The following is a 25032-nucleotide window of genomic DNA, read 5'->3' as shown; positions in this document are numbered from 1 at the left end:
CTCAGCCCTTCGGCTTCCTGTTCTGCGGATAGATCGTTTCGCCTTTCGCCAGCATCTCGACGAAAGCGGCGATCTTCCGCTCCCGGCCCGCAGGCGTCTTCATATTGTGTATGCGGAACGCGAGCGCGAAGCGGTTCTGCTCGCTAAGGACAGCGAGCATCTCGCTTGCCTTCGGCTCGGCATCGATCGCCGCCTGCAGATCGTCGGGGATTTTCATGTTCTTGCCGCTGCCATAGGCACGGTCCCAGCGGCCATCGGCCTTGGCGGCCTCGACCTCGCGCAGACCATGACCAGTCATCCGGCCTTCGCTGATAAGGCGGGCGACATTGTCGACGTTGATCTGACTCCATGTGCCGTTCTTCGTACGCCGGGTGTAGCGTTGCAAATAGCTCTTCTCATCGAGGCTTTTGCGCACCGCATCGATCCAGCCCCAGCAGAGCACGGCATCGATCGCCTCGACGGGCGTGATCGATGGCAGGCCCGAGGCCACCTTGAAGATGCGGATCCAGACCTCGTTTTCTTGATCGTGATGCTTCGAAAGCCAGTCGTAGAATTCCCCGGCATTGCTGAATTCATGCACCTTGTCCGGATCGACGACGATCGGAGCCATTCGCTTTATCCCCCATGAAGCCTGCGCCCGGCCATGGTAGCGGCCACGGCGCAAACTTCAACTCGCTCAGGACTTGACCGCTCCGGCCGTCAGACCGGCGATGATGTGTTTCTGGGCCAGGAAGAAAACGATGATGGTCGGCATGATTGTCAGCGTGATGAAGGCCAACACCAGCTGCCATTCGGTGCCGAACTCGCCGCGATAGACCATGATGCCGAGCGGCCAGGGATATTTCGATTCCGAATTGAGCATGATCAGCGGCAGGATATAGCTGTTCCAGCTGCCGACGAAGGAGATGATGCTGACCGTAGCGATGATCGGCCGCGACAGCGGCAGCGAGATGTACCAGAAGAAGCGCAGATAGCCGCAGCCATCGACGAACGCGGCCTGGAACAATTCTTCCGGGAGGTTGCGAAAATAGTTCCTGAACAAGAGAATGCTCATACCAAGGCCAAAAGCCACCTGCGGCAGCGCCACGCCCCAATAGGTATCCAGCAGCCCGAGATCGCGGATGCGGATGAAGAGCGGCAGGATGGCGGTGGCGGCCGGGAACATCAGCCCGAGCAGGAAATAATTCAGCAGGAACGACGAGCCGAAGAAGCGCACATGCGCGAAGGTGAAGGCCGCCATCGACGAGACGATCAGCGTCAGCGACACTGTCAGCACCGCAATGACCAGCGAATTGAAGATCTGCAGCCAGTAGCGCTCGCCGAAAAGGATGTCAGTATAGTTCGACCACTGCCATGCGGCCGGCAGGCCGAACGGATTGACGCGCAAATCCCCCAGCGTCTTGAAGCCGCCAAGCGCCGTTGTCAGCAGCGGAATGAGCACGAGGGCGGCGATCAGCGTCAGCGAGACGTAGAGATAGACTTTCGTCCCCGTTTGCATGCGAATGGTGTCGGTCGTGTCAGTCATTGCGCATGAAAATCCTTTTGTAGCCAAAGGCGAGCGTCACGCAGATGATGAACAGCACGACGCCGACGGCGCTGCCGAGGCCGACCTGCATGCGCATGACGCCGTAGGTGTAGAGGAAGGTGACCATCGTCTGCGTCGAGTTCGATGGCCCACCGCCGGTCAGCGGCATGATCATGTCAAACAGCTGCAGGGAGCCGATGACGGCGAAGAAGATCGACAGGCGGAGCGTCGAGCCGAGCAATGGCAGCGTGATGTAGCGGAATTTCTGCCAGCCGGAAGCGCCGTCGATATCGGCGGCCTCGAGCACGTTCTTGTCCACGGATTGAAGGCCGGCGATGAACAGCATCATGTGGAAGCCGAAGTACTTCCAGACGACGACGCCGAGCACCGCATAGATCGCCACGTCCTTGTCGGCCAGCACATAGGGATTGGCAAAGCCGAAGAAGTTGGCTGTCGCGGCAAACAGGCCATAGTCGCCATCGTAGACGAAGCGCCAGATGAGACCGGCCGCGACATCCGCCAAGACGTAGGGCAGGAAGAAGATCAGCCTGTAGGTCACGACACCCGGTATGCGGTGCGCCAGCATGGTCGACAGCCAGATCGCCAGCGGCACCTGGATGGCGATGGAGATGATGATGATCAGTCCGTTGTTGATCAGCGCCTGGCTGAAGGCGGCATTGCGAAACAGCACCTGGAAGTTCTTGAAGGCGATGAATTCGGTTGGCGTGCCGTAGCCGTTCCACTTGTAGAAACTGTACCAGGCCGCCTCGCCCATCGGCATGATGACGAAGAGCGTGAAGAGGATCAGCGCTGGCGGCAGGAAGAGCAGCAGGATGGCCCAGCGGTCATGCGCGATCGAACTGCGGTTCTTTCGCGCGCTCTTGGAAAGGCCTTTCGCGCCGATGCCAGTTGAAACGGAAATGTCAGCCATGTGTCCTGCTTTCGCATGCGCCTGATCAGGTCCCGGCGCCTTGCGGGCGCCGGGAAGAGAATGCGGAGTGGATCACTGCTCCAGTTCGAACGCGTCCTGGATCTGCTGGGCGCCATCCTTCGAGCTCATCTGGCCCGAGACGATTTCGACCGAGACGTCATTGACGACGCGGCCGACGGCGGCGCCGAGATCCTGGTCGAAGAAGTTCTGGTGCCATGTGGATCCGGCGAGCTGCTTGGCGGATTCGGCGAGCAGCGGGTTGACGACGCCGTCATCGGCACCGACAGCGACCGGCAGCAGCATGGCGTTCTTCGCCATTTCCCGCTCGTTGTCCGCATTCGTCAGATAGGCTAGGAAATCGATCGCCTCCTTGGACGCCTTCTTGGTGACCACCCAGCCGTTCAGACCGCCGAGCGTATCAGTAGCTTTACCCGCGCCACCATCGACGGTCGGGAAGGCAAAGCGGCCGATATTCTCGGGCGCCAGGCCCTTGCCGTCGCCGGCATTCTTGCGCTGGTTGGCTTCAGTGTTTTCGAAGCCGAGGATCATCGCCGCCTTGCCGTCGCCGAAGACGCCGAGCGCCTGCGGCCAGGTCACGCCGAGATAGCCTGGCTGAAAGGGTTCGAGCTTGCCGAGTTCGGCGAGATCGTCACCGGCCTTGATGATCGCCGGATCGAGGAAGCCTTCGCCCTCGCCCTTTTTGGCAGCATCGAACACCTTCTGGCCGCCTTCGCGCATGACGAGATAGCTCCAGTAGAAGTGGATGGGCCACTTCTCGCCGCCACCACCGGCGATCGGCACGACGCCGCCGTCCTTCAGCTTCTTCACGGCATCGAGGAAATTGGCCCAGCTCTTGATGTCTTCAGCCTTCACGCCGGCCTTGGCAAACAGCTCCTTGTTGTAGAAGAAGCTGACGAGGCCGACCTTGTAAGGAATGGCCCAGACCTTGCCGTCGAAGGACATGCCGTTCACGGAAGCGGGCGTGAACTGATTGCGCAGCTTGCCGCCATCAGCATCGAGCGCGGCCGTGACCTCCTGCAGCGCGCCGGTTTCGGACTGCTGCTTCAGGACGCCGCCGCCCCAGCTGTAAAAGAAGTCGGGCACGTCGTCGGATTGCAGAAGCGTCGGCAGCTTGGCCTTGAAGGCCTCGTTTTCCAGGAACTGCATCTGGATATCGACATCGGGATGCTGCTCTTCGTATTTCTTGACGATCTCCTCCCATTTCGCCACGAATTTCGGATCAAGCTCCAGATGCAGCCATTTGACGACAGTCTTGGCCGAAGCCGCACCGGCGCCGAGTATCAGCGAAACCCCTGCAGCGGCTGCCAGAAATGCAATGCGCTTGCCGCGAAGGGCCAAGCCCTTGTGCATATACGTCATGATTTTTCCTCCCAGGGGCTCCATCCTCACAATTTTTCCCCTATGCGGATTAATTCAACGGAGCTTTCGCACAATGTCAACCCAACTGCCCAATTTTTTGCCGTTCCGGCTTGACAGAGGCCTGTTACTGCCTGTTATTTAATTCGCAACCCGTCGAAAATATTTGGGCCACGGCCCCATTCAAGCGATTGCCCGGCTAGATTTCATGAAGACCGCAGATCCCGAGTTGATGCGCGCGATCAATCGCTTGAACGTGCTGGATACGATCCGCCGCCACGGGCCGATCTCGCGTGTGGAGATCAGCGAACGCACCCAGCTGTCGACGACGACCGTTTCCGCGATCACCGCTTCGCTGCTTGACGACGGCCTCATCCTGCCGCGGCACGAAGGCGACATCCGCAACGAAGCGGCGCGCGGCAGACCGCGGGTGATGCTGGAGCTGAACCCGGATGCCGCCCGCGTGGTCGGCGCCAAGATCGCCGCCAACCGCATGATTTTCGTCGTCACCGATTTTCGCGGCGACGTGCTGTCGAAGCTGACGCTTCCGATCCGGATCGACCGGCAGCCGATCGCCGTCATCGCCGATCTCGTGGAAGACGGCGTGCGCCGCTGTGTGGTCGATGCCGGGCTCTCGCTCGAGGATGTCGATACCGTCTGCCTCGGCCTCCCCGGTGTCATCGAGCACCGCACCGGCCATGTGCGCAGCAGCCCGATCTTCCGCGAGGTGAATGTCGATTTCGCCGCCGAGATGACGGCGCGGCTCGGCACATCGACGATCGTCGAGAGCGACGCGCACGCCATCACGCTTGCTCATCACTGGTTCGGCAAGGCGCGCGACCTGGAAGACATGGTGTTGATTTCGCTCGAACAAACGCTGGGCCTTGGGGTGCTGCACGGCAACCAGCTGTTCCGCGGCGCCGGCGGCCTCAGCCACAATCTCGGCGACCTCGTGCTCGGCATGGGGCCGCAGGGCACGGTACGCCTCTCCACTCAGGCGGGCGAAAGCGCCATCCTCGGCGATCAACAGGCCGACGGCCGTTTTGCCGAAGCGATCCGGCTCGGCCGCGGTATGACCCACGCCCAGGCGCTGATCAAGGCTGAAGATAATACGCTGATCGCCTCGGCGATTCGCGCCGGCGAGGCCGTTGGGCTGACGATCGCCAATATCGTGACCCTGTTCGCGCCGCCCCGCGTCATCCTCGTCGGCTCCAGCCTGGCGCTCGGCGAGCCGTTCCTGAACAGCCTTCGCGACGCCTATGCGGTGGCGATCCCGCCGTCGCTGAAGGGCGTGACCGAACTCATCTTCGACGATTCCAGCGACGACTTCTGGGCGCAGGGTGCTGCCGCCGTCGCGCTTTACGAACTCTATGAATCGCCCTGGAGCACCACGGGGCCTGCGCTGTAGCGCTGAGACAGACATACATCTCGGGAGGAATTTATGGAAAAAGTCGGTATCGGCATCATCGGATGCGGCAATATTTCGGGCGCCTACCTGAAGGCGATGTCTTCCTTCCCGATCCTCGACATCCGGGGCGTGGCAGACCTGAACCGCGACCTGGCGGATGCGAAAGCGGCGGAATTCAACGTTCCGGCAAAGAATATCGATGAGCTTTTCGCCGATCCCAAGATCGAGATCATCGTCAACCTGACGGTGCCGAAGGCCCATGTCGCCGTTGGCCTGCAGGCTCTGGACGCGGGAAAGCACACCTATTCCGAAAAGCCGCTCGGCATTAATTTCGCGGAAGGGAAAAAATTGGCGGAAGCCGCCAAGGCGAAGAATCTCCGCATCGGCGCAGCACCCGATACATTTCTCGGTGGCGGCCACCAGACGGCGCGGACTCTTGTCGACCAAGGTGTCATCGGCCAGCCGGTTGGCGGCACCGCGACCTTCATGTGCCCGGGCCATGAGCGCTGGCACCCGAATCCGGCCTTCTATTATGAAGTCGGCGGCGGACCGATGCTCGATATGGGGCCTTATTACATCACCGATCTCGTCAATCTGTTCGGCCCGGTCGCGCAGGTTGCCGGTTTCGCCGTGGCACCGCGCAAGGAACGTGTCATCACCAGCGAACCGCGCAACGGCGAGAAGATCCCGGTTCATGTGCCAACGCATGTGGCCGGCGTCATGGCCTTTGCCAATGGCGCTGTCGTGCAGATCGGCATGAGCTTCGATGTTGCCGGCCACAAGCATGTGCCGCTTGAACTCTATGGCACCGAGGGCACATTGATCGTCCCCGATCCGAACCATTTCGGCGGCGAAGTGCAGTTCCTCAAGAAGGGCGGCAGCTTCGAGGCGCAGGAACTGACCTCACCCTATGCCGATGGCAACTACCGCTCAATCGGCGTCGCCGACCTTGCCCATGCGATCCGCTCGAACCGGCCGCATCGCGCCAATGGCAGCCTGGCGCTGCATGTGCTCGAGGTCATGGAGGCCTTCCAGACCGCGTCCGAGAGCGGCCGCACGGTCACCATCACCACGGCCACGGAGCGGCCCGCGCCGCTTTCGGAATCGCTCGTCGACGGGCGGCTGGCCAAGTAATTTTCAGGAGGAATATGCATGCGTGAAGCACTGATCGTCTGGGGCGGATGGAGCGGCCACGAGCCGCAGGAATGCGCCGTCATCATCAAGGACATGCTGGAGGAGGATGGCTTCAAGGTCTATGTCGAGCATAGTACCGAAGCCTTCGCCGACCCTTCCGTGCACGATCTCAGCCTCGTCGTGCCGATCGTCACCATGTCGAAGATCGAAAAGGAAGAGATCAAGAACCTGGCAGCAGCCGTCGAAAACGGCGTCGGCATCGCCGGTTACCACGGCGGCGCAGGCGACAGCTTTCGCGAGTGCGTCGAATACCAGTTCATGATCGGCGGCCAGTGGGTCGCCCACCCGGGCAATATCATCGACTATAAGGTCAACATCGCCAGGCCCGATGATCCTGTGATGGAGGGGATCGTCGATTTCCCCTACACGTCGGAGCAATATTACATGCATGTCGACCCGTCGAACGAAGTGCTGGCGACGACGACCTTCACCGGCGACCATGCCTACTGGATCGACGGCGTCGTGATGCCCGTTGTCTGGAAGCGCAAATATGGCAAGGGCCGCGTCTTCTATTCCTCGCTCGGCCATCAGGCCAAGGAATTCAGTGTACCTGAAATGAAGACCATCTTCCGCCGCGGAGCCAATTGGGCAGCACGCTAAATCACTGATCTTGCAAGAGCCTTGGATAGCCCGGCGCAGCGCCGGGCTATTTGCGTTCTGCCGCCCCCTGCGCGGCGTTCTGTCCTCCCCCAGATTCCCTGTTGACATCCAGGATCGAAACGACGAAGTCTATGTCATTAAAAGGGGATACATTCCGTAATAACGGAATATTGGAGGACGACAGGTGCCCGACCTGCTGGTAAACCTATATTCGAAGACGCTCGACGGACTGAGATTAAAGGCCGATGAAACCGGTGTCACCATCCGTCCTGCTCTGCCGCCGGAAATGCATGTCGTCACCTCCTGGGTTCGCGAGCATTTCAGCGAGAACTGGGCGAGCGAAGTCACCGTGGCGTTTTCCCGCCAGCCCAATGCCTGTCTGATCGCCGTCGATGGCGGCAAGCTTCTCGGCTTTGCCTGCTACGACACCACGGCACGCGGCTTCTTCGGCCCGACCGGCGTGGCACCTGAAGCCCGCGGCAAGGGCATCGGCCTCGCCCTCTTTTCCGCCTGCCTTCAGACGATGAAGACGCTTGGCCACGCCTATGCCTTCATCGGCGACGCAGGCCCGGTCGATTTCTACGCCAAGACCGCTGGCGCCGTACCCATCCCCGCGCCCGACAAGGGCATCTACGAAGGCATGCTCAGAAGCAAGCCGAAGACCTGAACTGATACCGGAGCATAAAGAGTGTCCAAGACCCCCCTCGCCCTTTTCGTCGGCATGCCCAACCCGACCCTGTCGGACGACGAGTTCGCGCTGTTTCGCGAAACCAATCCGCTTGGTCTGTTCGTCGGCCGCCGTAATCTGAAGACCCCTGGCGAGGTCAAGGTGCTGATCGAACGCTTCCGCGAGGCCGTCGGCCGTGACGATGCGCCTGTTTTCACCGACCAGGAAGGCGGACGCGTCCAGCATCTGGATGCCGGTCCATGGCCGCTCTTCCGCAGCTTCGGCGCCTTTGCCGAGCTCGCTCAACGCGATCTCGAACTCGCCAAGCGTGCTCTTCGCCTTTCCTCCCAGGCCATGGGCGCGATGATGGCCGAGCTCGGTCTCACGAGCGGCTGCTCGCCGGTTCTCGACCTGGTCTTCCCGACCACGAGCGCCGTCATCGGCGCCCGCTCGTTCGGTGCCGATCCCGACATCATCGCGGCCCTCGGCCGCGAGGTCGTCGATGGCCTGCTCGAAACCGGCAACATGCCCGTCATGAAGCACATTCCGGGCCACGGCCGCGCGACGCTCGATTCCCACAAGGAGCGCCCGGTCGTCGATGCATCGCGCGAGACGCTCGAAGCCACCGATTTCAAGCCCTTCGTGGCGCTGAAGGATACGCCGTGGGCCATGGTCGCCCACGTCGTCTATACCGCCTACGACAAGGAACTGCCCGCCTCCATCTCGCCGGCCATGCATGACGTGATCCGCAAGGATATGGGCTACGAGGGCGTGCTGATCTCCGACTGCATCTTCATGGAATCGCTGCAGGGCACCATGCCGGAACGCGTCAAGCAGGTGCTCGACGCCGGTTTCGACATCGCGCTTCACAGCCACGGTGACATTCCGGAAAGCGAAGCAGCCGCCAAGGCCGCCCGCCCGCTGACGGATGCAGCACTTGCCCGTATCGAGGCCGGCAAAGCCCGCCTCGGCAATCTCAAGATCGACGTCCGCGCTGCACATGCGGAAGTCGAGGACATGTTCAAGACCGTGCTGGCCGCCTGACCAGCCCGGTTCGCGAAGCAACCAACCAAGGGGAATAAAGTGAAAAAATACATATTCGCCGCCGCAACAGCTCTGTCACTGCTGTCCGGCACCGCCATGGCGCAAACCGTTTTGACCGCCAACATCGAACCGGCGACGACCTGGGTTCGCAACTTCAACCCGTTCAACCAGACCTCGTCGCGCCAGTCGACGCTCGACTTCATCTATGAGCCGCTGGTGATCTTCAACCGCTTCGACAGCAACAAGCCGGTCTTCCGCCTGGCCGAAAGCTTCAAGCAGTCCGACGATCTGAAGACGATCGAGTTCAAGCTGCGCTCGGGCCTCAAGTGGTCGGACGGCAAGCCGCTGACGGCTGCCGACGTCAAGTTCACCTACGAATATCTCAAGAAATTCCCGGCGCTCGATTTCGTCAGCATCTGGAGCTTCATCACCGGCGTTGAAGCCGTCGACGGCCAGACCGTCCGCTTCACGCTGAAGGACCCGAGCTCGCTCGCTGCCGAACAGCTGTCGCAGCTGCCGATCGTTCCCGAGCACGTCTGGAAGGACGTTGCCGATCCGGTCACCTTCGCCAACGAAACCCCTGTCGGCAGCGGCCCGCTGACCGAAGTTCCGCGCTTCACCGGCCAGACCTACGACCAGTGCCGCAACCCGAACTACTGGGATGCCGAGCACCTGAAGGTCGACTGCATGCGCTTCCCGCAGCTCGCCGACAACAACCAGATCCTGACGGCGACCGCTGACGGTACGCTCGACTGGGGCGTTTCCTTCATTCCCGATATCGACAATGTCTATGTCTCGAAGGACCCTGATCACTATCACTACTGGTATTCGCCGAGCAGCATGGTGGCCTTCCTGTTCAACCAGGAAACCGCCAACGAGAGCAACAAGAAGGCCTTCAACGACGTCAAGTTCCGCCGCGCGATCTCCATGTCGCTGGACCGCAAGACGATGATCGACGTCGCAGGCTACGGCTATCCGACGCTGAACGAAGATCCCGGCCTGATGGGCGAGCTCTACAAGAGCTGGGCGGACCCGTCCGTGAAGGCCGATTTCGGCAAGTCGGCAGCCTATGACGCCGACGCCGCCAAGGCGCTTCTCGACGAGGCCGGCTACAAGGACAAGGATGGCGACGGTTTCCGCGACAATCCTGACGGTTCGAAGATCTCCTTCACGATCATCGTGCCGAACTCCTGGACCGACTGGATCGACACCGTCAACATCGCCATCGAAGGCATGCAGGCCGTCGGCATCGACGCCAAGATCGAGACCCCGGAAGAAGCCGTCTGGACCTCTGACTTGATCGAAGGCAAGTTCGACGCCGCGATCAACAGCCTGCCGGCCTCGTCGTCGCCCTACTATCCCTACAAGCGCGCCTTCAGCGCGTCGGACAAGGGCAAGACGCGCTTCACGGCGCAGCGCTGGTTCAATCCTGAGGTCGAGACTCTCGTCACCCAGTTCACGCAGACTGCCGATCTCGGCAAGCAGAAGGAAGCGATGAACAAGGCCCAGCGCATCGTTGCTGAAAATCTGCCGATGATCCCGGTCTTCAACAACCCGAACTGGTATCAGTACAACACCAAGCGCTTCACCGGCTGGTCGACCAAGGAGAACCCCTTCGTCAATCCGTCCATCTCGCGCACCAACCCCGCTCGCCTTCTGAACCTGCTCGCTCTCGAGCCGGTAAAGTAAGCACGGACCCTCGGGAGCGGCTCCCCTCAGCCGCTCCCGGTTTCACGGAGTTTCCATGGCTTTCCTGCTACGCCGCCTGGCTTTCTACTTGGCAGCCTTCATCGCGGCGGCAACGATCAATTTCTTCCTGCCGCGCCTGATGCCGGGTGACCCGGTGCAGATCATGTTCTCGAGCGCCGGCGCCGAACTGCCGCCGGAGAGCCTGCAGGCATTGAAGCTGACTTTCGGTTTCGTGGACGGGCCGCTGTGGCAGCAATATCTGACCTATCTCGGCAGTATCTTCACCGGTGATCTCGGCCGCTCGGTCAAGTATTTCCCGTTGCCGGTCACCTCGGTTCTCGGTCATGCCCTCGTCTGGACCGTCGGCCTGATGGGCACCGCGACGGTCATCAGCTTCACCATCGGCAGCTTCCTCGGCATCCTCGCCGCCTGGCGCCGTGGCAGTGCTTTCGACGTCATCGTCTCGGTCGTGGCGATCTTCGCGACCTCGGTTCCGGCCGTCGTCACTTCGCTGATCGTCGTCTTCATCTTCGGCTTCACGCTCGGCTGGTTTCCGAACGGTTATGCTGCTGATCCGTCGCTCGATCCGGCCTTCACGCTGCAGTATATCGGCAGTGTGCTTTATCATGCCGTGTTGCCGATGATCACGCTCTGCGCCGTCATGACCGGCGGCTTTGCCGTGACCATGCGCAACAACATGATCAACCTACTCGGCGAGGACTATATCGTCATGGCGCGCGCCAAGGGTCTTTCTGACCGGCACGTGATGATTTGGTATGCCGCGCGGAACGCGCTGCTGCCGACCGTCTCGTCGCTCGCCATCGCCATCGGCACCATCCTCGGCGGATCGCTGGTCACGGAGGTGGTCTATAACTATCCCGGCCTCGGCAACATTCTCTACCAGGCAATCCTCGCCCGCGATTACCCCGTTATCCAGGGACAGCTCCTGATCATGACCACCACCATGCTGGTCGCCAATTTCATCGTCGATGTCAGCTACGTGCTGCTTGATCCGCGATTGAAGGGAGCGTGACATGAAGACCCTCATTTCCGGCCTGCTGCGCAATCGCAAGGCACTCGTCGGCGTTGCCATCATTCTCTTCATCATCATCGTGGCGATCGCCGCGCCTTTGATCACGCAATATGATCCGACGGCGCGCACCGGCCGTCCGCATCAGGCGCCGTCGCTCGATCATCTGCTCGGCACGACGCGCATCGGCCAGGACGTGTTTTCGCGGCTGATCTACGGCGCCCGCACCTCGCTCGCTGTCGGCTTCGGCGCCGGCCTGCTGATCACCATCGTCGGCACGGCGCTCGGGATCATCGCTGGCTATCGCGGCGGCAAGACAGACGAGGTCATCAGCTTCTTCACCAATATGGTGCTCGTCGTCCCGAACCTGCCGCTGCTGCTCGTGCTAGCCGCCTTCATCGGCCAGGCAAGCCCGCTCGTCATCGCGCTGATCCTCGGCGGAACATCCTGGGCCTGGGGCGCGCGCGTCACCCGCGCCGAGACGCTGTCGGTCAAGCAGAAGGATTTCGTCAAATCGGCAGAAACGATGGGCGAGCCGCAATGGCGCATCATGCTGTTCGAGATCTTCCCGAACGTCATCTCGATCGTCGGCATCAATTTCATCGGCAGCGTCATCTTCGCGATCATCACCGAAGCGACGCTGGAATTCCTCGGTCTCGGCGATCCCCGAGCCGTTTCATGGGGAGCCATGCTCTATAACGCACAAAAGGCATCCGCGCTCTCGGTCGGCGCCTGGTGGGACATCCTGACGCCCTGCTTCGCACTGGCGCTGCTCGGCATCGGCATGTCGCTGCTGAATTTCGCCGTCGACGAGGTCGCCAATCCGCGGCTTCGCACCGGTGGTCAGCTCGGCCGCTGGAAGACATTGATCCGCACCGGGGAGGGCCGCCTGTGAGCCAGCCTCTGCTGTCGGTCAAGAATCTGACCATCGACTATATCGGCGAGGAAAAGGATTTCCGCGCTGTCGACAATGTGAGCTTCGATGTAGCACCCGGCGAAGTCTTCGGCCTTGCCGGTGAATCCGGCTGCGGCAAGAGCACCATCGCCTTTGCCATCAGCCGTCTGCACAAGCCGCCGGCACTGATCCGCAAGGGCAGCGAGATTCTGCTTGCCGGCCGCGAGGTTCTCGACCTCGACCCGCAGGCTCTGGCAGCCTTCCGCTGGCGCGAAGTCGCCATGGTCTTTCAGAGCGCGATGAATTCGCTTAACCCGGTTCTGCGCATCGAGGACCAGTTCTATGACGTGCTGAAGAAGCACAAAGGAATGACCAAGGCGCAGGCGCGCGAACGGGCGGCCGAGATGCTGAAGCTCGTCGATATCGCCCCGGACCGGATGCGCAACTATCCGCATCAGTTTTCCGGCGGCATGCGCCAGCGCATCGTCATTGCCATCTGCATGGCGTTAGATCCGAAGCTCGTTGTGATGGATGAGCCGACGACAGCGCTCGACGTCGTCGTCCAGCGCGAAATCCTGCAGCGTATCAACGAGCTGCGCCGCCAGTTCGGCTTCTCGGTGCTGTTCATCACCCATGACCTCGGACTGATGGTGCAGTTCTGCGACCGCATCGGCATCATGCTGGCGGGCAAGCTCGTCGAGCAGAACAGCGCCGAAGAAATCTACAAGAACCCGCAGCACGACTATACGAAGAAGCTCTGGGCCTCCTTCCCCTCATTGCATGGAGGCGTGCTCGCATGAGCGAAGCGATCCTCTCTCTCGACAAGGTCGACAAGACGTTCGGACACGGCAGCTCGACGGTGCATGCCGCACGGTCGATCTCGTTTGCGCTCCACCCCGGCCGCGCCCTGGCGCTGGTCGGCGAATCCGGTAGCGGCAAGACGACATGCGCCCGCATGGCGATGCGCGAATATGCGCCGACCTCGGGCCAGATCCTCTACAAGGGCAGGCCGGTCGAAGCTGCGGGCCGCGCTGAAATCGCCGACTACCGGCGTTCGGTGCAGATGATCTTTCAGGATCCGTTCGCCTCGCTGAACCCTGCGCATACGATCGCCTATCATCTGACACGGCCGCTCAAGCTGCACCGTCCCGACATCAAGGCGTCGGCGATCGAGGCAACGGTGCGCGAGCTGCTCGAGCGCGTGCGCCTTGACCCCGATCTCGTCGCCCCGAAATATCCGCACGAGCTCTCCGGCGGCCAGCGCCAGCGCGTCAACATTGCGCGTGCGCTTGCTGCAAAGCCCGAGATCATCGTGGCGGACGAGCCGACCTCGATGCTCGACGTCTCGGTACGCCTCGGCGTCCTCAATCTGCTGAACGAGATGAAGCAACAGATGAATCTCGGCCTTCTCTACATCACCCACGATATCGCGACCGCCCGCTACGTCGCTGAGGATATCGCCGTCATGTATTCCGGCCAGATCGTCGAATGGGGACCGACTTCAGAGGTGATCGACAATCCGATCCATCCCTATACCCGGCTGCTGCTGTCGGCTGTCCCGGATCCGGATGTCCGCTTCGACGATCCGAAGACGCGGCTGAAGCCGGAAGAGGTCGATGGCATCCGCAAGGCGGCTGCCGCCACCCAGGACACCATCATCGAAGCATCGCCGGGACATTTTGCCCGCAGCCTGTGACTTCATTTATCGCTTGTGCTAGGGGAGCGGCCGAACGGAAGGCGAAACGGCATGCTCCCCTGGATCGAACTCGACAAGGCAACAATCCCCGGCGACGGCGGCGACCTGCGGCTCAAGCAGCGCGGCTCGGAATTTTCCATCATGCTCGGCGCCAACGAGCTGATGAACAGCCGTCTCAGCGGCTCCGAAGAAGCTCTCGCCACCCTCTCCTACGAGCGCATCAAGAGCCACAAGCGGCCGAAGGTGCTGATCGGCGGCCTCGGCATGGGTTTCACGCTGCGGGCGGCGCTCGCCGTTCTGCCCGGTGATGCCGAAGTCGTCGTCGCCGAGCTGGTTCCGGCCGTCGTCGCCTGGGCCCGCGGGCCGATGGCCGAGGTGTTCAAGGGATGCCTGGATGATCCGCGCGTAACGATTTTCGAGGGCGATGTCGGCGAAGCGATCCGCGCTGCGAAGGCCGGTTTCGATGCGATCCTGCTTGATGTCGACAATGGCCCCGACGGGCTGACCCGCAAATCAAACGACAGGCTCTACGATTTTGGCGGCATCAGTGCGGCCAAGGCGGCACTGCGCGGTGGCGGCGTGCTGGCCGTCTGGTCGTCAGGACCGGACAGCAGCTTTACTCGCCGTCTCAAGGATGGCGGCTTTGCCACCGAAGCGGTGAGTACGCGCGCCGGCAAGGGCCGCGGCGCGCGTCACGTTATCTGGCTGGCCGTGAAGCCTAGCCGTTAAGCCTTGAAGCCCTTGCGGGCGGCCGCGATCTCGTGGGCCGCGCCGTTGCGCAGCTGCGTGGAATCGCCCGCCGCGATCACCAGATCGCAGCCGAGTGTCAGCATTTCGCCGGCCCGCGCCCCGTCGCTGCCGAAGGCACAGACGAACTTCTTGTGCGCCCGGCAGCGGGCGATCACATGCGACAGCTCCTTGTCGATCTCGGGCGTATCCGGTGCAACCTTCGCACCGTTGGACAGCGCGATCGAGAGATCCGAAGGGCCAACGAAAATGCCGTCGATACCCTCAACGCCAAGAATGTCATCAACGGCAGCGAGTGCGGCGCGGGTCTCGACCATGGCGATCGTCACGGTCAGATCGTTTGCGGTCTTCAGATAATCGCTGGCCGAAATGCCCGTGTGGTTCAGGGCCAGAGTCGGTCCCCAGCTGCGCTCACCGAGCGGCGGATATTTGGTGAAACTGACCAGTGCTTCGGCATCTGCCTTGGAGTTCACCATCGGCGCAATGATCCCGGAAAAACCGGCATCGAGCAGGCGCGAGGCAGCCGCAAAATCACCGACCGGAATGCGCGCCAGCGCCGGCTTCCCCGCCGCCCTGATCTGCGAGACGGTCGCCGCCGCTGTGCCGAGGTCCCACATGCCATGCTGCATGTCGAGGACGAGCGTATCGAAATCCTCCTGCGCCAGATGATTGACCATCAGCGGCGAGGGAATGCCGATCCAGGCGGAAACCAGACCGCCGTGGCCGCCCTTTTTGATCCTTGCTGCGAAGCCGTCGATAGCCGATGGGGCGCTCATGTCATGTCTCCTTGCATTTCAAGCGATTGCGCGTTGGCGCGTGTCCAAGAAGTCCTCGATGAAGGCCTTCTGCAAAAGGATGCCATCCCACTCGTCCGCGAAGAAGGGCGAGTCATAGATCAGCGTGAACGGCCCGGCGTAATCCGCCGATCGGCTGGCCTCCAGGCACTTGCCGTAGTCTTCCGAGTCGAGGCCGGAGGCATTGTAATCGGCCTTGGCGTGGCAAAGCTCGGCGCGGCCCATGATATCCGCTAGACCGGCATATTTCGCCGGCGCTGCCCAGTTGCCGAGGTCGCCGTTGAGGCCGATCTTGCCCTTGAGACCGTCGAGCAGCCAGTTCATCTCCTTGGGTGCCGGCAGCAGGTCGAACCAATTCTCGAGAACGACGCGAACACCGCTTCCCTCAGCCTGCGCGGCCAGCCATTTCAGGTTCGTCAACGCCCGCTGCAGGTTGTCTTCCGATGGCTTCTGCTTGCCTGCGATTACGCGCATGTTCTCGGCGCCGAGCGCCTTCGCGATCTCGATCCAGCCGGCAATCCAGCGGATATCGCGCTCGCCGTTTTCAGGATGGCTCGGATCGCCGTCTTCGACGAGCAGCGTCTGGAACAGGATACCCGACGCCTTCATCGCGGCACGGAACTCGGCGAGATAGGCCGGATCGAGGCTCGGCAGATGGAAGGAGCAGACTTCGAGGCGGTGGATGCCGCGCTCGGCAAGCTGCTTCGGCAGTTCGATCAGCGATGCCCCGCCTGCCCCGTACGGCTCTTGGCGCGCGGCGCTCTTTGCCGGATCCGGGCTGTAGGGATAGGTCGGCCCAAGAAGCCGGTGCAGCGACCAGGTGGAGACCGCGAAGCGGCCGTTCGGCAATGACGTCATTATCTTACTCCTCCGATTTCAGATAACTTTCGGGCCGCTCAGAACCCCTCCTGCACCACCGGCTCGATCGCGAGCGCCGCCGAAAGCAGCGCTTCGTCGCAGTTGGCAGGCGCCGACAGCAGGAAGCCGACCGGCATATCCGCATCGCCGCGGCCGCAGGGCATCGAGACGCCGCACCAGTCGAGGAAATTGCCGATGAGCGTGTTGCGCAGGGTCTTGCCGTTGACGGCGATGAAGAGCTCGTCATCGCCGTCCAGCGGCGCGATCGGCGGGGCGACGTGGGCGACTGCCGGGAAGGCAAGCAACCGGCCGTCGATCAGCGCCTCGCTCTCCGCGATCATCCGCCGTCGTTCAGCCAGGATGGCGATATAATCGGCAGTGGTCGTGCGCTCGCCGAGCCGGGTGCGCATGACGACGCGATGGTCCATCCGCGCCGCTTCCGGCCCCGCCAGACGCTCGCGGTGCAGGGCAAAGGCCTCTGCGGTGACAAGCGCACCATATCTTGCCATCAACGCGAAAATCTCGTCGAAGACTGGCATCTTGATGCGCGTAAAGCGGACGCCCTTGCGGCTCAGCCGCTCGACCGTGGCTTCGAAGGCGGCGACAACACCGGGCTCGGCACCGTCGAATACGACATTCTCGGGGATGACGACTTCAAGACCTTCGATCGGGCGCCGGGTGATCTCGGACGAAGTCCGGCCGCGCATTGCCGCGTCCACCCACACGGCATCCTGTACCGTGCGGCAGAGCGGGCCAAGCGAATCCAGGTTCCCGGACAATGGGAAGACCCCATCCATGGCGTAACGGCCGTGGGTCGCCTTGTAGCCGGTGATGCCGTTCAGCGCTGCCGGAATGCGCACCGACCCGCCGGTATCGGTGCCCATGGCAACCGGCACGAGGCCTGCAGCGACGGCAGCGCCCGCACCCGAAGACGAGCCGCCCGGAATGCGCGGTTGGTCCTTGCCGTGCGGGTTGTGCGGGGTGCCGTAGTGCGGATTGATGCCGAGGCCGGAGAAAGCGAATTCGCTCATATTGGTGCGGCCGACGGCGATCATCCCCGCCTGCCTCAGCGCCGTGACGATAGCCGCATCGCTCTTTGCCGCCGGCGCATCGGACAGAACGGTCGAGCCCGCCGTCGTCGGCATGCCCTCGATATCGAAGAGATCCTTCCAGGCAATCGGGATGCCATCGAGCACGCCGAGCGACCGGCCCTGCCTCAGGCGCTCGGCCGACGCCTTGGCTTCCGAAAGGGCGCGCTCCCCGGTCAGTTCGAGGAAAATCGTCTGATCCGGATAGGATTTGATACCGTCGAGGATCGATTCCGTCACCGCGACAGGATCCGCTTCACCACTTTGAATAAGGACAGAAAGCTGCGCAATGGACATTGCGCCATATGATTTGGTCATGGAAAAAATCCGCAATCTCTGCTGGGTCAAAGAACTATCGCGGATCGCCGCTCATCGCCAGTACCGGATTGGGCAATAACGTCTATTGATACCATTTTCTGAACACAGCGTTTGCTGAGCGACGGCTTAAATTCAATGAGGCGGCTACATAAATGTGTGGCGCACGCGGGCTCCCACCGGCTGTGAGCGGTTAGCTCATGGCAGGTCTCGCGGCGATACTCGGAGTTTCATGCCATGACCAATTTTGACAGTTTTAGCGCCGGCGACGGCGAGCAGGATTATGCCGAACATGTGAAGGCCCAGAGGCTTTCAGGCATCGAGCGGCTCGTCGTCGTATCAGCGATCGCGCTTCTTGCGATCGTCGGCCTCACCGGCCACTTCACCACACCTGTCGCAACCGATCCCGTGACGACCTCGGCAATTGCAGCGCCCGTCACCGCCGTTCCGCACGCTCACCACCATCTGGATGCGTGCCGCGAATATAGCCCCTACGCTGAAAGAGGCTGCTGACGGCAGCACGATGGAAATCCACGCCGCCTCCCATATGTTCCCCGCAAAGGGAGGCGCCCCATGTCCAGTGACCTGAACTACGATCTCGATCGTTTCATCGACGCACAAAACGGCATTTATGGCCAGGCTCTGTCCGAGCTGAAGGCGGGCCGCAAGCGATCGCACTGGATGTGGTTCATCTTTCCGCAGATCGCAGGACTTGGAACTTCATCGATGGCGGAGAAATACGCCATCCGCTCTGCCGCGGAAGCTGCCGCCTATCTCGCCGATCCGATCCTTGGAACCAGGTTGCTTCGCTGCGTCGATGCGACGCTGGCGGCGGATGGCCGGAGCGCTCATGACATTCTCGGGTCGCCGGATGATCTGAAGTTCCGCTCGTCGCTCACCCTGTTTGCCGCGATCAGCGACCATGGCTCGGCCTTTCACCGGGCGATCGACAAATATTACGAGGGCGAGTTCGACAAGCGGACTGTCGAGCTTCTGGACGCTGCAAGTTAGCCGCCCGGCGAATGTTCCAGATTGTCGATTTCCTGGGTGACTTCGCTGAGGCGCTGCCGCAGATCCGCTTCGGTACCGTCTTCTACCTCCTCGTCGCCGAAGCAGTCGCGCGCCTCATGCAGCTCGAGCTTGGCTTCCAGCTCGGCGCGCTTGGCATACAGACGATGGAGATAGGTGTAGTTCATATCACTGCCACGGGTTCTTCCTGACCAGGAAGGTAACGCCTCGCCGCCGCGGAGGTTCCACGGCGGTGTGCTTCAGCAATAGGAGGCGACGGCAGCACTTGCCGCTTTGGCGAAATGGCTGCAGCAGCCATCGCTGCCCATCGACTGGCGCGTCACGCGCGCACCTTCGAGAAGCAGAGTGAGCGTATCGGCCAAAAGCTGCGGCTCGCTGGCGCCGGCTGCGGCGCAAAGCGCGACGAGGCGCTGACGCTGATCGGCCTTGTGGCGCTCGATGACGCCATAGGCCGGATGGCCCTCGCCCTTGAGCTCGATCGCCGCATTGGCAAGATCGCAGCCCGCCGGCTCGCCGTTCAGACAGTGCGCGCGGCCTTCGACCCAGGCATCGAGCTGGGCACGCGGATTATCCGGATGAGCGGCTTCGAGATCACGCCAGATCTGCTCCGCCTTTTCAGAGGCGCGCCGCAGCGTTTCGCAGATCAGCTCGTCCTTGGAGCCGAAGTGCCTGTAGAGCGTCATCTTGTTGGTAAGAGCCGCATCCGCAATGGCATCGACGCCGATGCCGCGGATGCCATGCTCGCGGAAAAGCTCCGACGCCGTCGAGACGATACGCTCCCGCGGGGGGATCTTTTCGTCCGTCATGCCTTGGGAGATTTCATTCGAAGTTTCTGATTTTTTTGAGGACGAAGTCCTTGACATCGATGTGACCGATCGGTAACAAATGCATTGTTACTTACCGGTAACACCGCCGATCGCGAAAGTCAATGCCGAGAGGGCAGGCTGCGGCAGCGGAACACGGGCGACCGCCCACGAAAGGAGGACTACCATGACAAAGGCCATAGATTTGACCATTTCCGAAGCTCTTCGCGACCCGCTGATCGCCATGGTGATGCGCGCCGACGGCGTGAAGCTTGAAGACTTCAAGCAACTCCTGGAGACGGCCGCCCGCAAACGCGAGCCGAACACCTCCAAGGTCGGCAATTTCATCAACGCCATCGCCAACCGGGCCTCCGCAAATCCGTCTACGGTTTGCTGCTTCGGTTGACATCCGGGGACCTTCCCTGCCCCCGTGCGAAAGCCGCCGCGATCCCCCACGCGGCGGCTTTCGCTGTTTTTTGCGCTTGCCCCTCACCTCTCTCCGGTAATATGACCCTCTCGAGACTCATGAAGGTGCGGCGATGACGCAGGTTAATCTTGAAGACGTGAAGGCGCAGTTCAGCGAACTCGTCGAACGCGTCGAGGCAGGCGAAACCGTGCAAATTCTGAAATACGGCAAGCCGGTGGCCGAAATCGTGCCGATCAGGAAACCCAAGACACCGATCGACCTCGAAGCGTTGCGGGCATTGCGCCAGGCGCAGCCGAAGCAGAGCGTCGTTTCCGGCACTTTCATCCGCAGCATGCGCAACAGCGAACGGTACTGAATGTTCTATCTCGACACGTCCGTCATTATCGCCGCGCTGGTCAACGACGATTCAAGCGAACGGACCAGCGCCTTTTTGTGGGACGCGGTGAACACGAGCCGCGTGGTTGTCAGCGATTGGACGCTGACCGAGTTTTCGTCGGCGATCGCGCTGAAAATTCGCGCCGGGCAGCTGAGCAGCCAATATCACGCGGAGATCCAGCAGGTTTTCGAGGGTTTGGTGCACGAAACCTTCGAGCTGGTTGCCGTCGAAAGACGCCACTTTGCCCTTGCGGCGAAACTTGCCGCCCAGCGAAACGTCGACCTGGGGGCCGGTGACGCACTGCACCTCGCTTTGGCCGAGGAAACGCGCGCGCAACTCGTAACGCTGGACCGCCGCCTGGCGGAAGCAGGCGCCGCACTCGAGATCCCCGCGCGGCTGATCTAGACCGCCACCAAATGCCCCGGTGACACTTCCCGGTATTCCAGCGGCTTGATCGCATAATTGACCGGCCGGATCGGGCTCTTGATCTCGTCATTCGCCACCGCCCGTTTCTCGCTCCTGCGGTCGGGATCGGGCACGGGGACTGCGGCCATCAGCTTTCGCGTGTAGTCGTGCTGCGGATTTCCGAAGACCGCCGCGCGCGGGCCGATCTCGACGATTTCACCGAGATACATGACCGCGACGCGATGGCTGACGCGCTCGACGACGGCCATGTCGTGGGAGATGAACAGGAAGGCGAGGTTCAGGCTCTGCTGCAGGTCGAGCATCAGGTTGATGACCTGTGCCTTGATCGAGACGTCGAGGGCCGAGACGCTTTCGTCGGCAACGATCACCTTCGGTTCGAGGGCAAGCGCCCGGGCGATGCAGATACGCTGGCGCTGGCCGCCGGAGAATTCATGCGGGAAACGCGAGGCCATATCTGGCGTGAGCCCGACCTTGGTCAGGAGATCGGCAACGCGTTCTTTTGCCTGCTTTGCCGTTCCCATCTTGTGTTCGAGATAAGGCTCGGCAATCGCATCGCCGACACGGATGCGCGGGTTGAGGCTGGCGAAGGGGTCCTGGAAGATCATCTGAACGATCTTGCGCATCTCGCGCATGCCCGACTTGTCGAGCGCCAGCACATCCTTGCCGTCGGCGATGACAGAACCACTCTGCGCTTCGATCAACCGCATGATCGCCCGCCCGGTGGTCGATTTTCCGCAACCGGATTCGCCGACCAGCGACAAGGTCTCGCCGGCGTGAAGATCGAAGGAGACGTTTTCGACGGCGTGAACGCGGCCAGTCAGCTTGCCGAAAAGACCGGAGTGAATGTCGAAACGCTTGGTGAGGTTCTTGACCTCCAGCACCGGGCGCGCTGTGGCTGCGACCGTATCTGCGGTCTGCACCGGAATATCCGACTCGCCGGTCGCCGTGTTGACGACGGGAAAGCGCAGCGGCCGCTCGTAGTTCTGCATCGAGCCAAGGACGGGCACGGCCGATAGCAGCGCCCGCGTATAGGGGTGCTTGCCGCGATGAAAGATATCGGCGGTCTCGCCGGTTTCCACCTGCTCGCCGCGATACATGACGACGGTCCGGTCGGCGATTTCGGCAACGACGCCCATGTCGTGGGTGATGAAGAGAACCGACGTGCCCTGCTCCTCCTGCAGCATCTTGATGAGATCGAGGATCTGGCCCTGGATCGTCACGTCGAGTGCCGTCGTCGGCTCGTCGGCGATCAAGAGCTTCGGGCGCGAAGCGAGCGCCATGGCGATCATCACGCGCTGGCGCATGCCGCCGGAGAAGCGGTGCGGATATTCGTCAAAGCGCGAGGCCGCTGAGGGAATGCGCACCTTCTCCAGAAGGCGGATCGTCTCGGCGCGCGCATCCGCCTTCGACATCGGCCTGTGGCAGAGCAGCGCCTCGGAAATCTGGTCGCCGATGGTGAAGAGCGGGTTGAGGCTCGTCATCGGCTCTTGGAAGATCATCGCGACGTCATTGCCGCGAACCTTGCGCATATCCTCTTCGGGAAGAGCAAGGAGATCACGCCCGCCAAGCATGATCTTGCCTTCGATACGGCTCGAATCCGCCTGCAGCAACCGCATGATCGACAGCGAGGTAACGCTCTTGCCGGAACCGCTTTCGCCGACGATAGCCACCGTCTCCCCGGGCGCGACATCGAAGGAAACGTCTCGCACCACAGGCTTCCAGGCGCCATCGACCAGAAACGATGTCGTCAGGTTGCGGACGGAGAGGACCGGATCTGTGGCCTGTCTTTTCTGAGCTTCCGCGATCATGATCGTCCCTTCGTTCCGTTGCGTCCCGCAGTCTTAACCCTCCTCCTTGTGGGGAGGGTGGCCGGCAGGCGGGAGGGGTTTATGTAAGATCCCCTCCCCAACCCCTCCCCACAAGGGGGAGGGGCTTCACGCACTGCCGCATTCTCTGGGCAATCGGCCCTTAGTCCGGCCAGCGAAGCGCGCCGTCGAAGCGGTGCTTGCTGCGGTTTTCGATCGGCGTCGCGATGATCTCGTTGGAGCCACGCGCCTTGTCGAGTTCCTCGCCCAGACGGCTGGCGACGATCTTTTCCTGGCCCGGATGCAGGTTGCACGGATCGAGATAGAAATAGTGATGCTCGACTTCGTGATCGCGCACGATGATCGGCGGCGTGCCGCGGGCGAGCGCGTCAGCCAGATCCCAGGCGGTGATGTGCGCCTCGTCGGCCTTGACGATCACGCGCATGCGGTCGAGCGGATTGTTGGTCGGATCAGGCTCGATCAGCGCGGTCACGCCCGGACGTCCCTCCAGCTTCTCCTTCCAGAGATTGAGATACCTGGTTTCCCGTTCGCGAATGCCGGCGTGATCGCGCTTTTCCCAGGCTTCCAAGGCCGCCATGACGCCGAAGATGCTTTCCTTGCCGACCTTCATGCCGCGGCCGATGCCCATGTTCTGCAGGAAGGCGTTGCGGACCAGCTCCTTCTTTCCGGCGACGATGCCCGAGGTCGGGCCGCCCAGGAACTTGTGGCCGGAATAGAGCGCAATATCTGCCCCCTGCTCGAGGAAGATCTTCAGGTCATATTCCGAGGCCGCGTCGACGATGACGGGCACGCCCTTGGCGTGAGCGATCTCGACGAATTCCTTGAGGTTCAGCAGACCGTAATCGACGACGTGGTGCGAGACGACATAGACGGCGGCGGCTGTCTTTTCGGTGATCGCATTTTCCATATGGAAGCGATGCGTCGAGGTCGCCTGTCCCACGAACACGACCTTGCCGCCGGCAAGACGGATCGCCTGATCGACCGGCGCGCCGTAGCTGACGACGTGGCCCATCTGCACGAGCACTTCGTTCTTTTCCGTCGTCACCTCAGGCAGCTTCTCGATCGCCAGCAGATTGTTGCCGGTGATGGTGCCTGCGACAGCCAGCGAGATACCTGCCGAGCAGGATGCGGTGACGAAGCCCGCCTCGCCGCCCGTCAGCCGGGCGATGACGGCGCTTGCCTTGCGCTGCAGGTCGTTGACCTCGACGAACTGCGGCAGGATCGCCGACATGGCGGCGATCGCCTCGGGAACGACGATCGACGCGCCGAGGCTAGTCATGGTGCCGGAAACATTGATGACCGGGCGAAGGCCGATCGACGTGCGGATGTCATCAGACATTTGTATCTCCAATTTCGGTGGCCGCTGCGTGAGGGGTGTTGCGATTTGCCTCAGTGACGGCTATGCCATAGTAATGTAATAAACTCGCATATTCAGACGAGGAGCGTGCAATTGGACGGCAAGACATCATCGGCAGTTTACTCCGAAGACGGCGTCTCTGTGGACGAGGCGGACGGCGGCAAGACTGCGCGCCGTTCGCGCGTAAGCGGTATCGACCGTGCTCTGCAGGTCATTGATTATCTTTACGAAACAGGCTCTCCAGCCGGTGTCTACGCGATCGCGAAGGCCGTCAAGGCGCCGCTTTCGACCGTCTATGTGATCGTCGACGATCTGGTCGAGAAGAACATGCTGTCGCGCAATACGGACGGCTCGGTCTGGCTCGGCTCGCGGCTTTACCACTACGGTCTCGCCTATGCCCGCTCGCTGGATTTCATGAGTGTCGCCACCCATGAAATGCACGACCTTTGCCGCGAGGCGGACGAGACCGTTCAGGTCTGCGGCCGCGACGGCGACTATATGCTGGTGCTCGCCATGGCCGATGGTCCGAGCCATTTCCAGGTCGCGTCCCGCGTCGGCACCCGCGTGCCATTGAACTGGACGGCCTCCGGCCGCCTGCTCGTCGGGCACCTGCCGGAGCCGGAACGCGTCGATCTGTTCAAGCGCTGCGCCAAGACCTCGCCGACCGGCCGGGCGGAAATGGACGCCGAAGTGCTGTCGAGTTCGGCAGGCGCGGCTTTCCAGTCGCGCCTTTCGATCCAGGCTGGCGAATCCGACTATGCGGTCGCCTGCATCGCTTCGCCGATCTGTGATCGCGACGGCCAGTGCGTTGCCACCATCTCCATCGTCCTTCCCGAACAGAAGGCCTTTTCGGACGAGAACCGCTACACGGCGCATGTGCGCGCGTCGGCGGAACGTATCGAAAAGATCATGGGCTGGCGCAACCACTGA

General features: G+C 61.9%; 28 protein-coding genes. 17 read left to right on the top strand and 11 right to left on the bottom strand.

Annotated features, from left to right (window positions below):
- Position 1: 1 nt before the first annotated feature.
- The 4 genes from AB4Z25_RS17855 to AB4Z25_RS17840 all read right to left on the bottom strand — a co-directional run bounded on the left by AB4Z25_RS17855 (position 2) and on the right by AB4Z25_RS17840 (position 3836).
- Positions 2–610 carry a YdeI/OmpD-associated family protein gene (locus tag AB4Z25_RS17855; RefSeq protein ID WP_442208752.1) on the bottom strand — a complete coding sequence of 203 codons (609 nt, stop codon included), beginning with the start codon at positions 608–610 and terminating at the stop codon, positions 2–4.
- Positions 611–676: 66 nt separating this feature from the next.
- A complete protein-coding gene (locus AB4Z25_RS17850) occupies positions 677–1525 on the bottom strand; it encodes a carbohydrate ABC transporter permease (protein WP_442208751.1) in 849 nt (282 codons plus the stop codon).
- Positions 1518–2456 carry a carbohydrate ABC transporter permease gene (locus AB4Z25_RS17845; RefSeq protein ID WP_112388405.1) on the bottom strand — a complete coding sequence of 313 codons (939 nt, stop codon included), beginning with the start codon at positions 2454–2456 and terminating at the stop codon, positions 1518–1520. The genes AB4Z25_RS17850 and AB4Z25_RS17845 overlap by 8 nt, the downstream gene beginning before the upstream one ends.
- 72 nt (positions 2457–2528) lie before the next feature.
- Positions 2529–3836 (bottom strand): ABC transporter substrate-binding protein, encoded by a 1308-nt coding sequence (locus AB4Z25_RS17840; protein WP_442208750.1) that lies wholly within the window; start codon positions 3834–3836, stop codon positions 2529–2531.
- A 205-nt stretch (positions 3837–4041) separates the two neighbouring features.
- Here AB4Z25_RS17840 and AB4Z25_RS17835 point away from each other — a divergent pair, with 205 nt between their 5' ends.
- The 11 genes from AB4Z25_RS17835 (at position 4042) to AB4Z25_RS17785 (ending at position 14785) form a co-directional block, all read left to right on the top strand.
- Positions 4042–5241, top strand: coding sequence for an ROK family transcriptional regulator (locus tag AB4Z25_RS17835; RefSeq protein ID WP_112514834.1), 1200 nt, complete (start codon positions 4042–4044; stop codon positions 5239–5241).
- Positions 5242–5274: 33 nt separating this feature from the next.
- Positions 5275–6375 (top strand): Gfo/Idh/MocA family protein, encoded by a 1101-nt coding sequence (locus tag AB4Z25_RS17830; RefSeq protein WP_442208749.1) that lies wholly within the window; start codon positions 5275–5277, stop codon positions 6373–6375.
- An 18-nt stretch (positions 6376–6393) separates the two neighbouring features.
- Positions 6394–7035: a ThuA domain-containing protein gene (locus AB4Z25_RS17825; protein ID WP_442208748.1), complete on the top strand. Its 642-nt coding sequence runs from the start codon at positions 6394–6396 to the stop codon at positions 7033–7035.
- Between the two features lie 184 nt (positions 7036–7219).
- Positions 7220–7702, top strand: a complete 483-nt coding sequence (locus AB4Z25_RS17820) for a GNAT family N-acetyltransferase (RefSeq protein WP_442208747.1) — start codon at positions 7220–7222, stop codon at positions 7700–7702.
- A 21-nt stretch (positions 7703–7723) separates the two neighbouring features.
- Entirely contained in the window at positions 7724–8746 is a 1023-nt protein-coding gene (locus AB4Z25_RS17815; RefSeq protein ID WP_442208746.1) for a glycoside hydrolase family 3 N-terminal domain-containing protein, read from the top strand.
- Positions 8747–8785: 39 nt separating this feature from the next.
- Positions 8786–10435, top strand: a complete 1650-nt coding sequence (locus AB4Z25_RS17810; protein WP_442208745.1) for an ABC transporter substrate-binding protein — start codon at positions 8786–8788, stop codon at positions 10433–10435.
- Positions 10436–10490: 55 nt separating this feature from the next.
- Positions 10491–11468, top strand: a complete 978-nt coding sequence (locus AB4Z25_RS17805; protein WP_112388413.1) for an ABC transporter permease — start codon at positions 10491–10493, stop codon at positions 11466–11468.
- A 13-nt stretch (positions 11469–11481) separates the two neighbouring features.
- A complete protein-coding gene (locus tag AB4Z25_RS17800; protein ID WP_442208789.1) occupies positions 11482–12360 on the top strand; it encodes an ABC transporter permease in 879 nt (292 codons plus the stop codon).
- Complete coding sequence (locus AB4Z25_RS17795; RefSeq protein WP_442208744.1) at positions 12357–13160, top strand: ABC transporter ATP-binding protein; 804 nt, start codon at positions 12357–12359, stop codon at positions 13158–13160. The genes AB4Z25_RS17800 and AB4Z25_RS17795 overlap by 4 nt, the downstream gene beginning before the upstream one ends.
- Positions 13157–14056, top strand: a complete 900-nt coding sequence (locus AB4Z25_RS17790) for an ABC transporter ATP-binding protein (RefSeq protein WP_112596727.1) — start codon at positions 13157–13159, stop codon at positions 14054–14056. The genes AB4Z25_RS17795 and AB4Z25_RS17790 overlap by 4 nt, the downstream gene beginning before the upstream one ends.
- 51 nt (positions 14057–14107) lie before the next feature.
- A complete protein-coding gene (locus AB4Z25_RS17785; RefSeq protein ID WP_442208743.1) occupies positions 14108–14785 on the top strand; it encodes a spermidine synthase in 678 nt (225 codons plus the stop codon).
- Here the strand turns inward: AB4Z25_RS17785 and AB4Z25_RS17780 are convergent.
- From AB4Z25_RS17780 to AB4Z25_RS17770, 3 genes are read right to left on the bottom strand one after another with little or no spacing between them, the layout of a single operon-like run.
- Entirely contained in the window at positions 14782–15579 is a 798-nt protein-coding gene (locus AB4Z25_RS17780; RefSeq protein WP_442208742.1) for an HpcH/HpaI aldolase family protein, read from the bottom strand. The genes AB4Z25_RS17785 and AB4Z25_RS17780 overlap by 4 nt on opposite strands.
- Positions 15580–15597: 18 nt before the next feature.
- Positions 15598–16455: a sugar phosphate isomerase/epimerase family protein gene (locus tag AB4Z25_RS17775; protein ID WP_442208741.1), complete on the bottom strand. Its 858-nt coding sequence runs from the start codon at positions 16453–16455 to the stop codon at positions 15598–15600.
- A gap of 38 nt (positions 16456–16493) precedes the next feature.
- Complete coding sequence (locus tag AB4Z25_RS17770; RefSeq protein WP_442208740.1) at positions 16494–17861, bottom strand: amidase; 1368 nt, start codon at positions 17859–17861, stop codon at positions 16494–16496.
- 234 nt (positions 17862–18095) lie between these two features.
- Between AB4Z25_RS17770 and AB4Z25_RS17765 the strand changes: the two genes are divergently transcribed.
- Both AB4Z25_RS17765 and AB4Z25_RS17760 read left to right on the top strand, forming a co-directional pair.
- Positions 18096–18371 carry a hypothetical protein gene (locus tag AB4Z25_RS17765; protein WP_442208739.1) on the top strand — a complete coding sequence of 92 codons (276 nt, stop codon included), beginning with the start codon at positions 18096–18098 and terminating at the stop codon, positions 18369–18371.
- A gap of 60 nt (positions 18372–18431) precedes the next feature.
- Complete coding sequence (locus AB4Z25_RS17760) at positions 18432–18869, top strand: DUF1810 domain-containing protein (protein WP_442208738.1); 438 nt, start codon at positions 18432–18434, stop codon at positions 18867–18869.
- On the opposite strand, the gene AB4Z25_RS17755 is transcribed toward AB4Z25_RS17760, so the two are convergent.
- Positions 18866–19054 carry a hypothetical protein gene (locus tag AB4Z25_RS17755; protein WP_112514810.1) on the bottom strand — a complete coding sequence of 63 codons (189 nt, stop codon included), beginning with the start codon at positions 19052–19054 and terminating at the stop codon, positions 18866–18868. The two genes, AB4Z25_RS17760 and AB4Z25_RS17755, sit on opposite strands and share 4 nt — an antisense overlap.
- Before the next feature lie 72 nt (positions 19055–19126).
- Positions 19127–19750 (bottom strand): TetR/AcrR family transcriptional regulator, encoded by a 624-nt coding sequence (locus AB4Z25_RS17750; RefSeq protein WP_442208737.1) that lies wholly within the window; start codon positions 19748–19750, stop codon positions 19127–19129.
- A 127-nt stretch (positions 19751–19877) separates the two neighbouring features.
- On the opposite strand from AB4Z25_RS17750, the gene AB4Z25_RS17745 reads away from it, so the two are divergent.
- From AB4Z25_RS17745 to AB4Z25_RS17735, 3 genes are all read left to right on the top strand, one after another.
- Positions 19878–20096, top strand: a complete 219-nt coding sequence (locus AB4Z25_RS17745) for a hypothetical protein (RefSeq protein WP_112388425.1) — start codon at positions 19878–19880, stop codon at positions 20094–20096.
- 133 nt (positions 20097–20229) lie between these two features.
- Positions 20230–20472, top strand: a complete 243-nt coding sequence (locus tag AB4Z25_RS17740; protein ID WP_442208736.1) for a type II toxin-antitoxin system Phd/YefM family antitoxin — start codon at positions 20230–20232, stop codon at positions 20470–20472.
- Positions 20473–20898, top strand: a complete 426-nt coding sequence (locus tag AB4Z25_RS17735) for a type II toxin-antitoxin system VapC family toxin (protein ID WP_442208735.1) — start codon at positions 20473–20475, stop codon at positions 20896–20898. It abuts the gene before it with no gap.
- Here AB4Z25_RS17735 and AB4Z25_RS17730 read toward each other — a convergent pair.
- Both AB4Z25_RS17730 and AB4Z25_RS17725 read right to left on the bottom strand, forming a co-directional pair.
- Complete coding sequence (locus tag AB4Z25_RS17730; protein ID WP_442208734.1) at positions 20895–22727, bottom strand: ABC transporter ATP-binding protein; 1833 nt, start codon at positions 22725–22727, stop codon at positions 20895–20897. The genes AB4Z25_RS17735 and AB4Z25_RS17730 overlap by 4 nt on opposite strands.
- A 160-nt stretch (positions 22728–22887) precedes the next feature.
- Complete coding sequence (locus AB4Z25_RS17725) at positions 22888–24084, bottom strand: aminotransferase class V-fold PLP-dependent enzyme (protein WP_442208733.1); 1197 nt, start codon at positions 24082–24084, stop codon at positions 22888–22890.
- A gap of 105 nt (positions 24085–24189) precedes the next feature.
- Here AB4Z25_RS17725 and AB4Z25_RS17720 point away from each other — a divergent pair, with 105 nt between their 5' ends.
- Positions 24190–25032: an IclR family transcriptional regulator gene (locus AB4Z25_RS17720; RefSeq protein WP_442208732.1), complete on the top strand. Its 843-nt coding sequence runs from the start codon at positions 24190–24192 to the stop codon at positions 25030–25032.

It is taken from the genome of Rhizobium sp. RAF36, assembly GCF_052114105.1.
Classification (GTDB): domain Bacteria; phylum Pseudomonadota; class Alphaproteobacteria; order Rhizobiales; family Rhizobiaceae; genus Rhizobium.
The sequence above is the reverse complement of the archived record's forward strand: the minus strand, read 5'-3'. Positions and strand labels throughout refer to the sequence as shown.

Coding starts and splice junctions, on each gene's coding strand:
- AB4Z25_RS17730 (WP_442208734.1), bottom strand. CDS start 22,727: ATGATCGCGGAAGCTCAGAAAAGACAGGCCACAGATCCGGTCCTCTCC.
- AB4Z25_RS17850 (WP_442208751.1), bottom strand. CDS start 1,525: ATGACTGACACGACCGACACCATTCGCATGCAAACGGGGACGAAAGTC.
- AB4Z25_RS17785 (WP_442208743.1), top strand. CDS start 14,108: ATGCTCCCCTGGATCGAACTCGACAAGGCAACAATCCCCGGCGACGGC.
- AB4Z25_RS17740 (WP_442208736.1), top strand. CDS start 20,230: ATGACGCAGGTTAATCTTGAAGACGTGAAGGCGCAGTTCAGCGAACTC.
- AB4Z25_RS17840 (WP_442208750.1), bottom strand. CDS start 3,836: ATGACGTATATGCACAAGGGCTTGGCCCTTCGCGGCAAGCGCATTGCA.
- AB4Z25_RS17805 (WP_112388413.1), top strand. CDS start 10,491: ATGGCTTTCCTGCTACGCCGCCTGGCTTTCTACTTGGCAGCCTTCATC.
- AB4Z25_RS17825 (WP_442208748.1), top strand. CDS start 6,394: ATGCGTGAAGCACTGATCGTCTGGGGCGGATGGAGCGGCCACGAGCCG.
- AB4Z25_RS17845 (WP_112388405.1), bottom strand. CDS start 2,456: ATGGCTGACATTTCCGTTTCAACTGGCATCGGCGCGAAAGGCCTTTCC.
- AB4Z25_RS17755 (WP_112514810.1), bottom strand. CDS start 19,054: ATGAACTACACCTATCTCCATCGTCTGTATGCCAAGCGCGCCGAGCTG.
- AB4Z25_RS17780 (WP_442208742.1), bottom strand. CDS start 15,579: ATGAGCGCCCCATCGGCTATCGACGGCTTCGCAGCAAGGATCAAAAAG.
- AB4Z25_RS17735 (WP_442208735.1), top strand. CDS start 20,473: ATGTTCTATCTCGACACGTCCGTCATTATCGCCGCGCTGGTCAACGAC.
- AB4Z25_RS17760 (WP_442208738.1), top strand. CDS start 18,432: ATGTCCAGTGACCTGAACTACGATCTCGATCGTTTCATCGACGCACAA.
- AB4Z25_RS17770 (WP_442208740.1), bottom strand. CDS start 17,861: ATGACCAAATCATATGGCGCAATGTCCATTGCGCAGCTTTCTGTCCTT.
- AB4Z25_RS17750 (WP_442208737.1), bottom strand. CDS start 19,750: ATGTCAAGGACTTCGTCCTCAAAAAAATCAGAAACTTCGAATGAAATC.
- AB4Z25_RS17765 (WP_442208739.1), top strand. CDS start 18,096: ATGACCAATTTTGACAGTTTTAGCGCCGGCGACGGCGAGCAGGATTAT.
- AB4Z25_RS17790 (WP_112596727.1), top strand. CDS start 13,157: ATGAGCGAAGCGATCCTCTCTCTCGACAAGGTCGACAAGACGTTCGGA.
- AB4Z25_RS17835 (WP_112514834.1), top strand. CDS start 4,042: ATGAAGACCGCAGATCCCGAGTTGATGCGCGCGATCAATCGCTTGAAC.
- AB4Z25_RS17855 (WP_442208752.1), bottom strand. CDS start 610: ATGGCTCCGATCGTCGTCGATCCGGACAAGGTGCATGAATTCAGCAAT.
- AB4Z25_RS17725 (WP_442208733.1), bottom strand. CDS start 24,084: ATGTCTGATGACATCCGCACGTCGATCGGCCTTCGCCCGGTCATCAAT.
- AB4Z25_RS17775 (WP_442208741.1), bottom strand. CDS start 16,455: ATGACGTCATTGCCGAACGGCCGCTTCGCGGTCTCCACCTGGTCGCTG.
- AB4Z25_RS17830 (WP_442208749.1), top strand. CDS start 5,275: ATGGAAAAAGTCGGTATCGGCATCATCGGATGCGGCAATATTTCGGGC.
- AB4Z25_RS17745 (WP_112388425.1), top strand. CDS start 19,878: ATGACAAAGGCCATAGATTTGACCATTTCCGAAGCTCTTCGCGACCCG.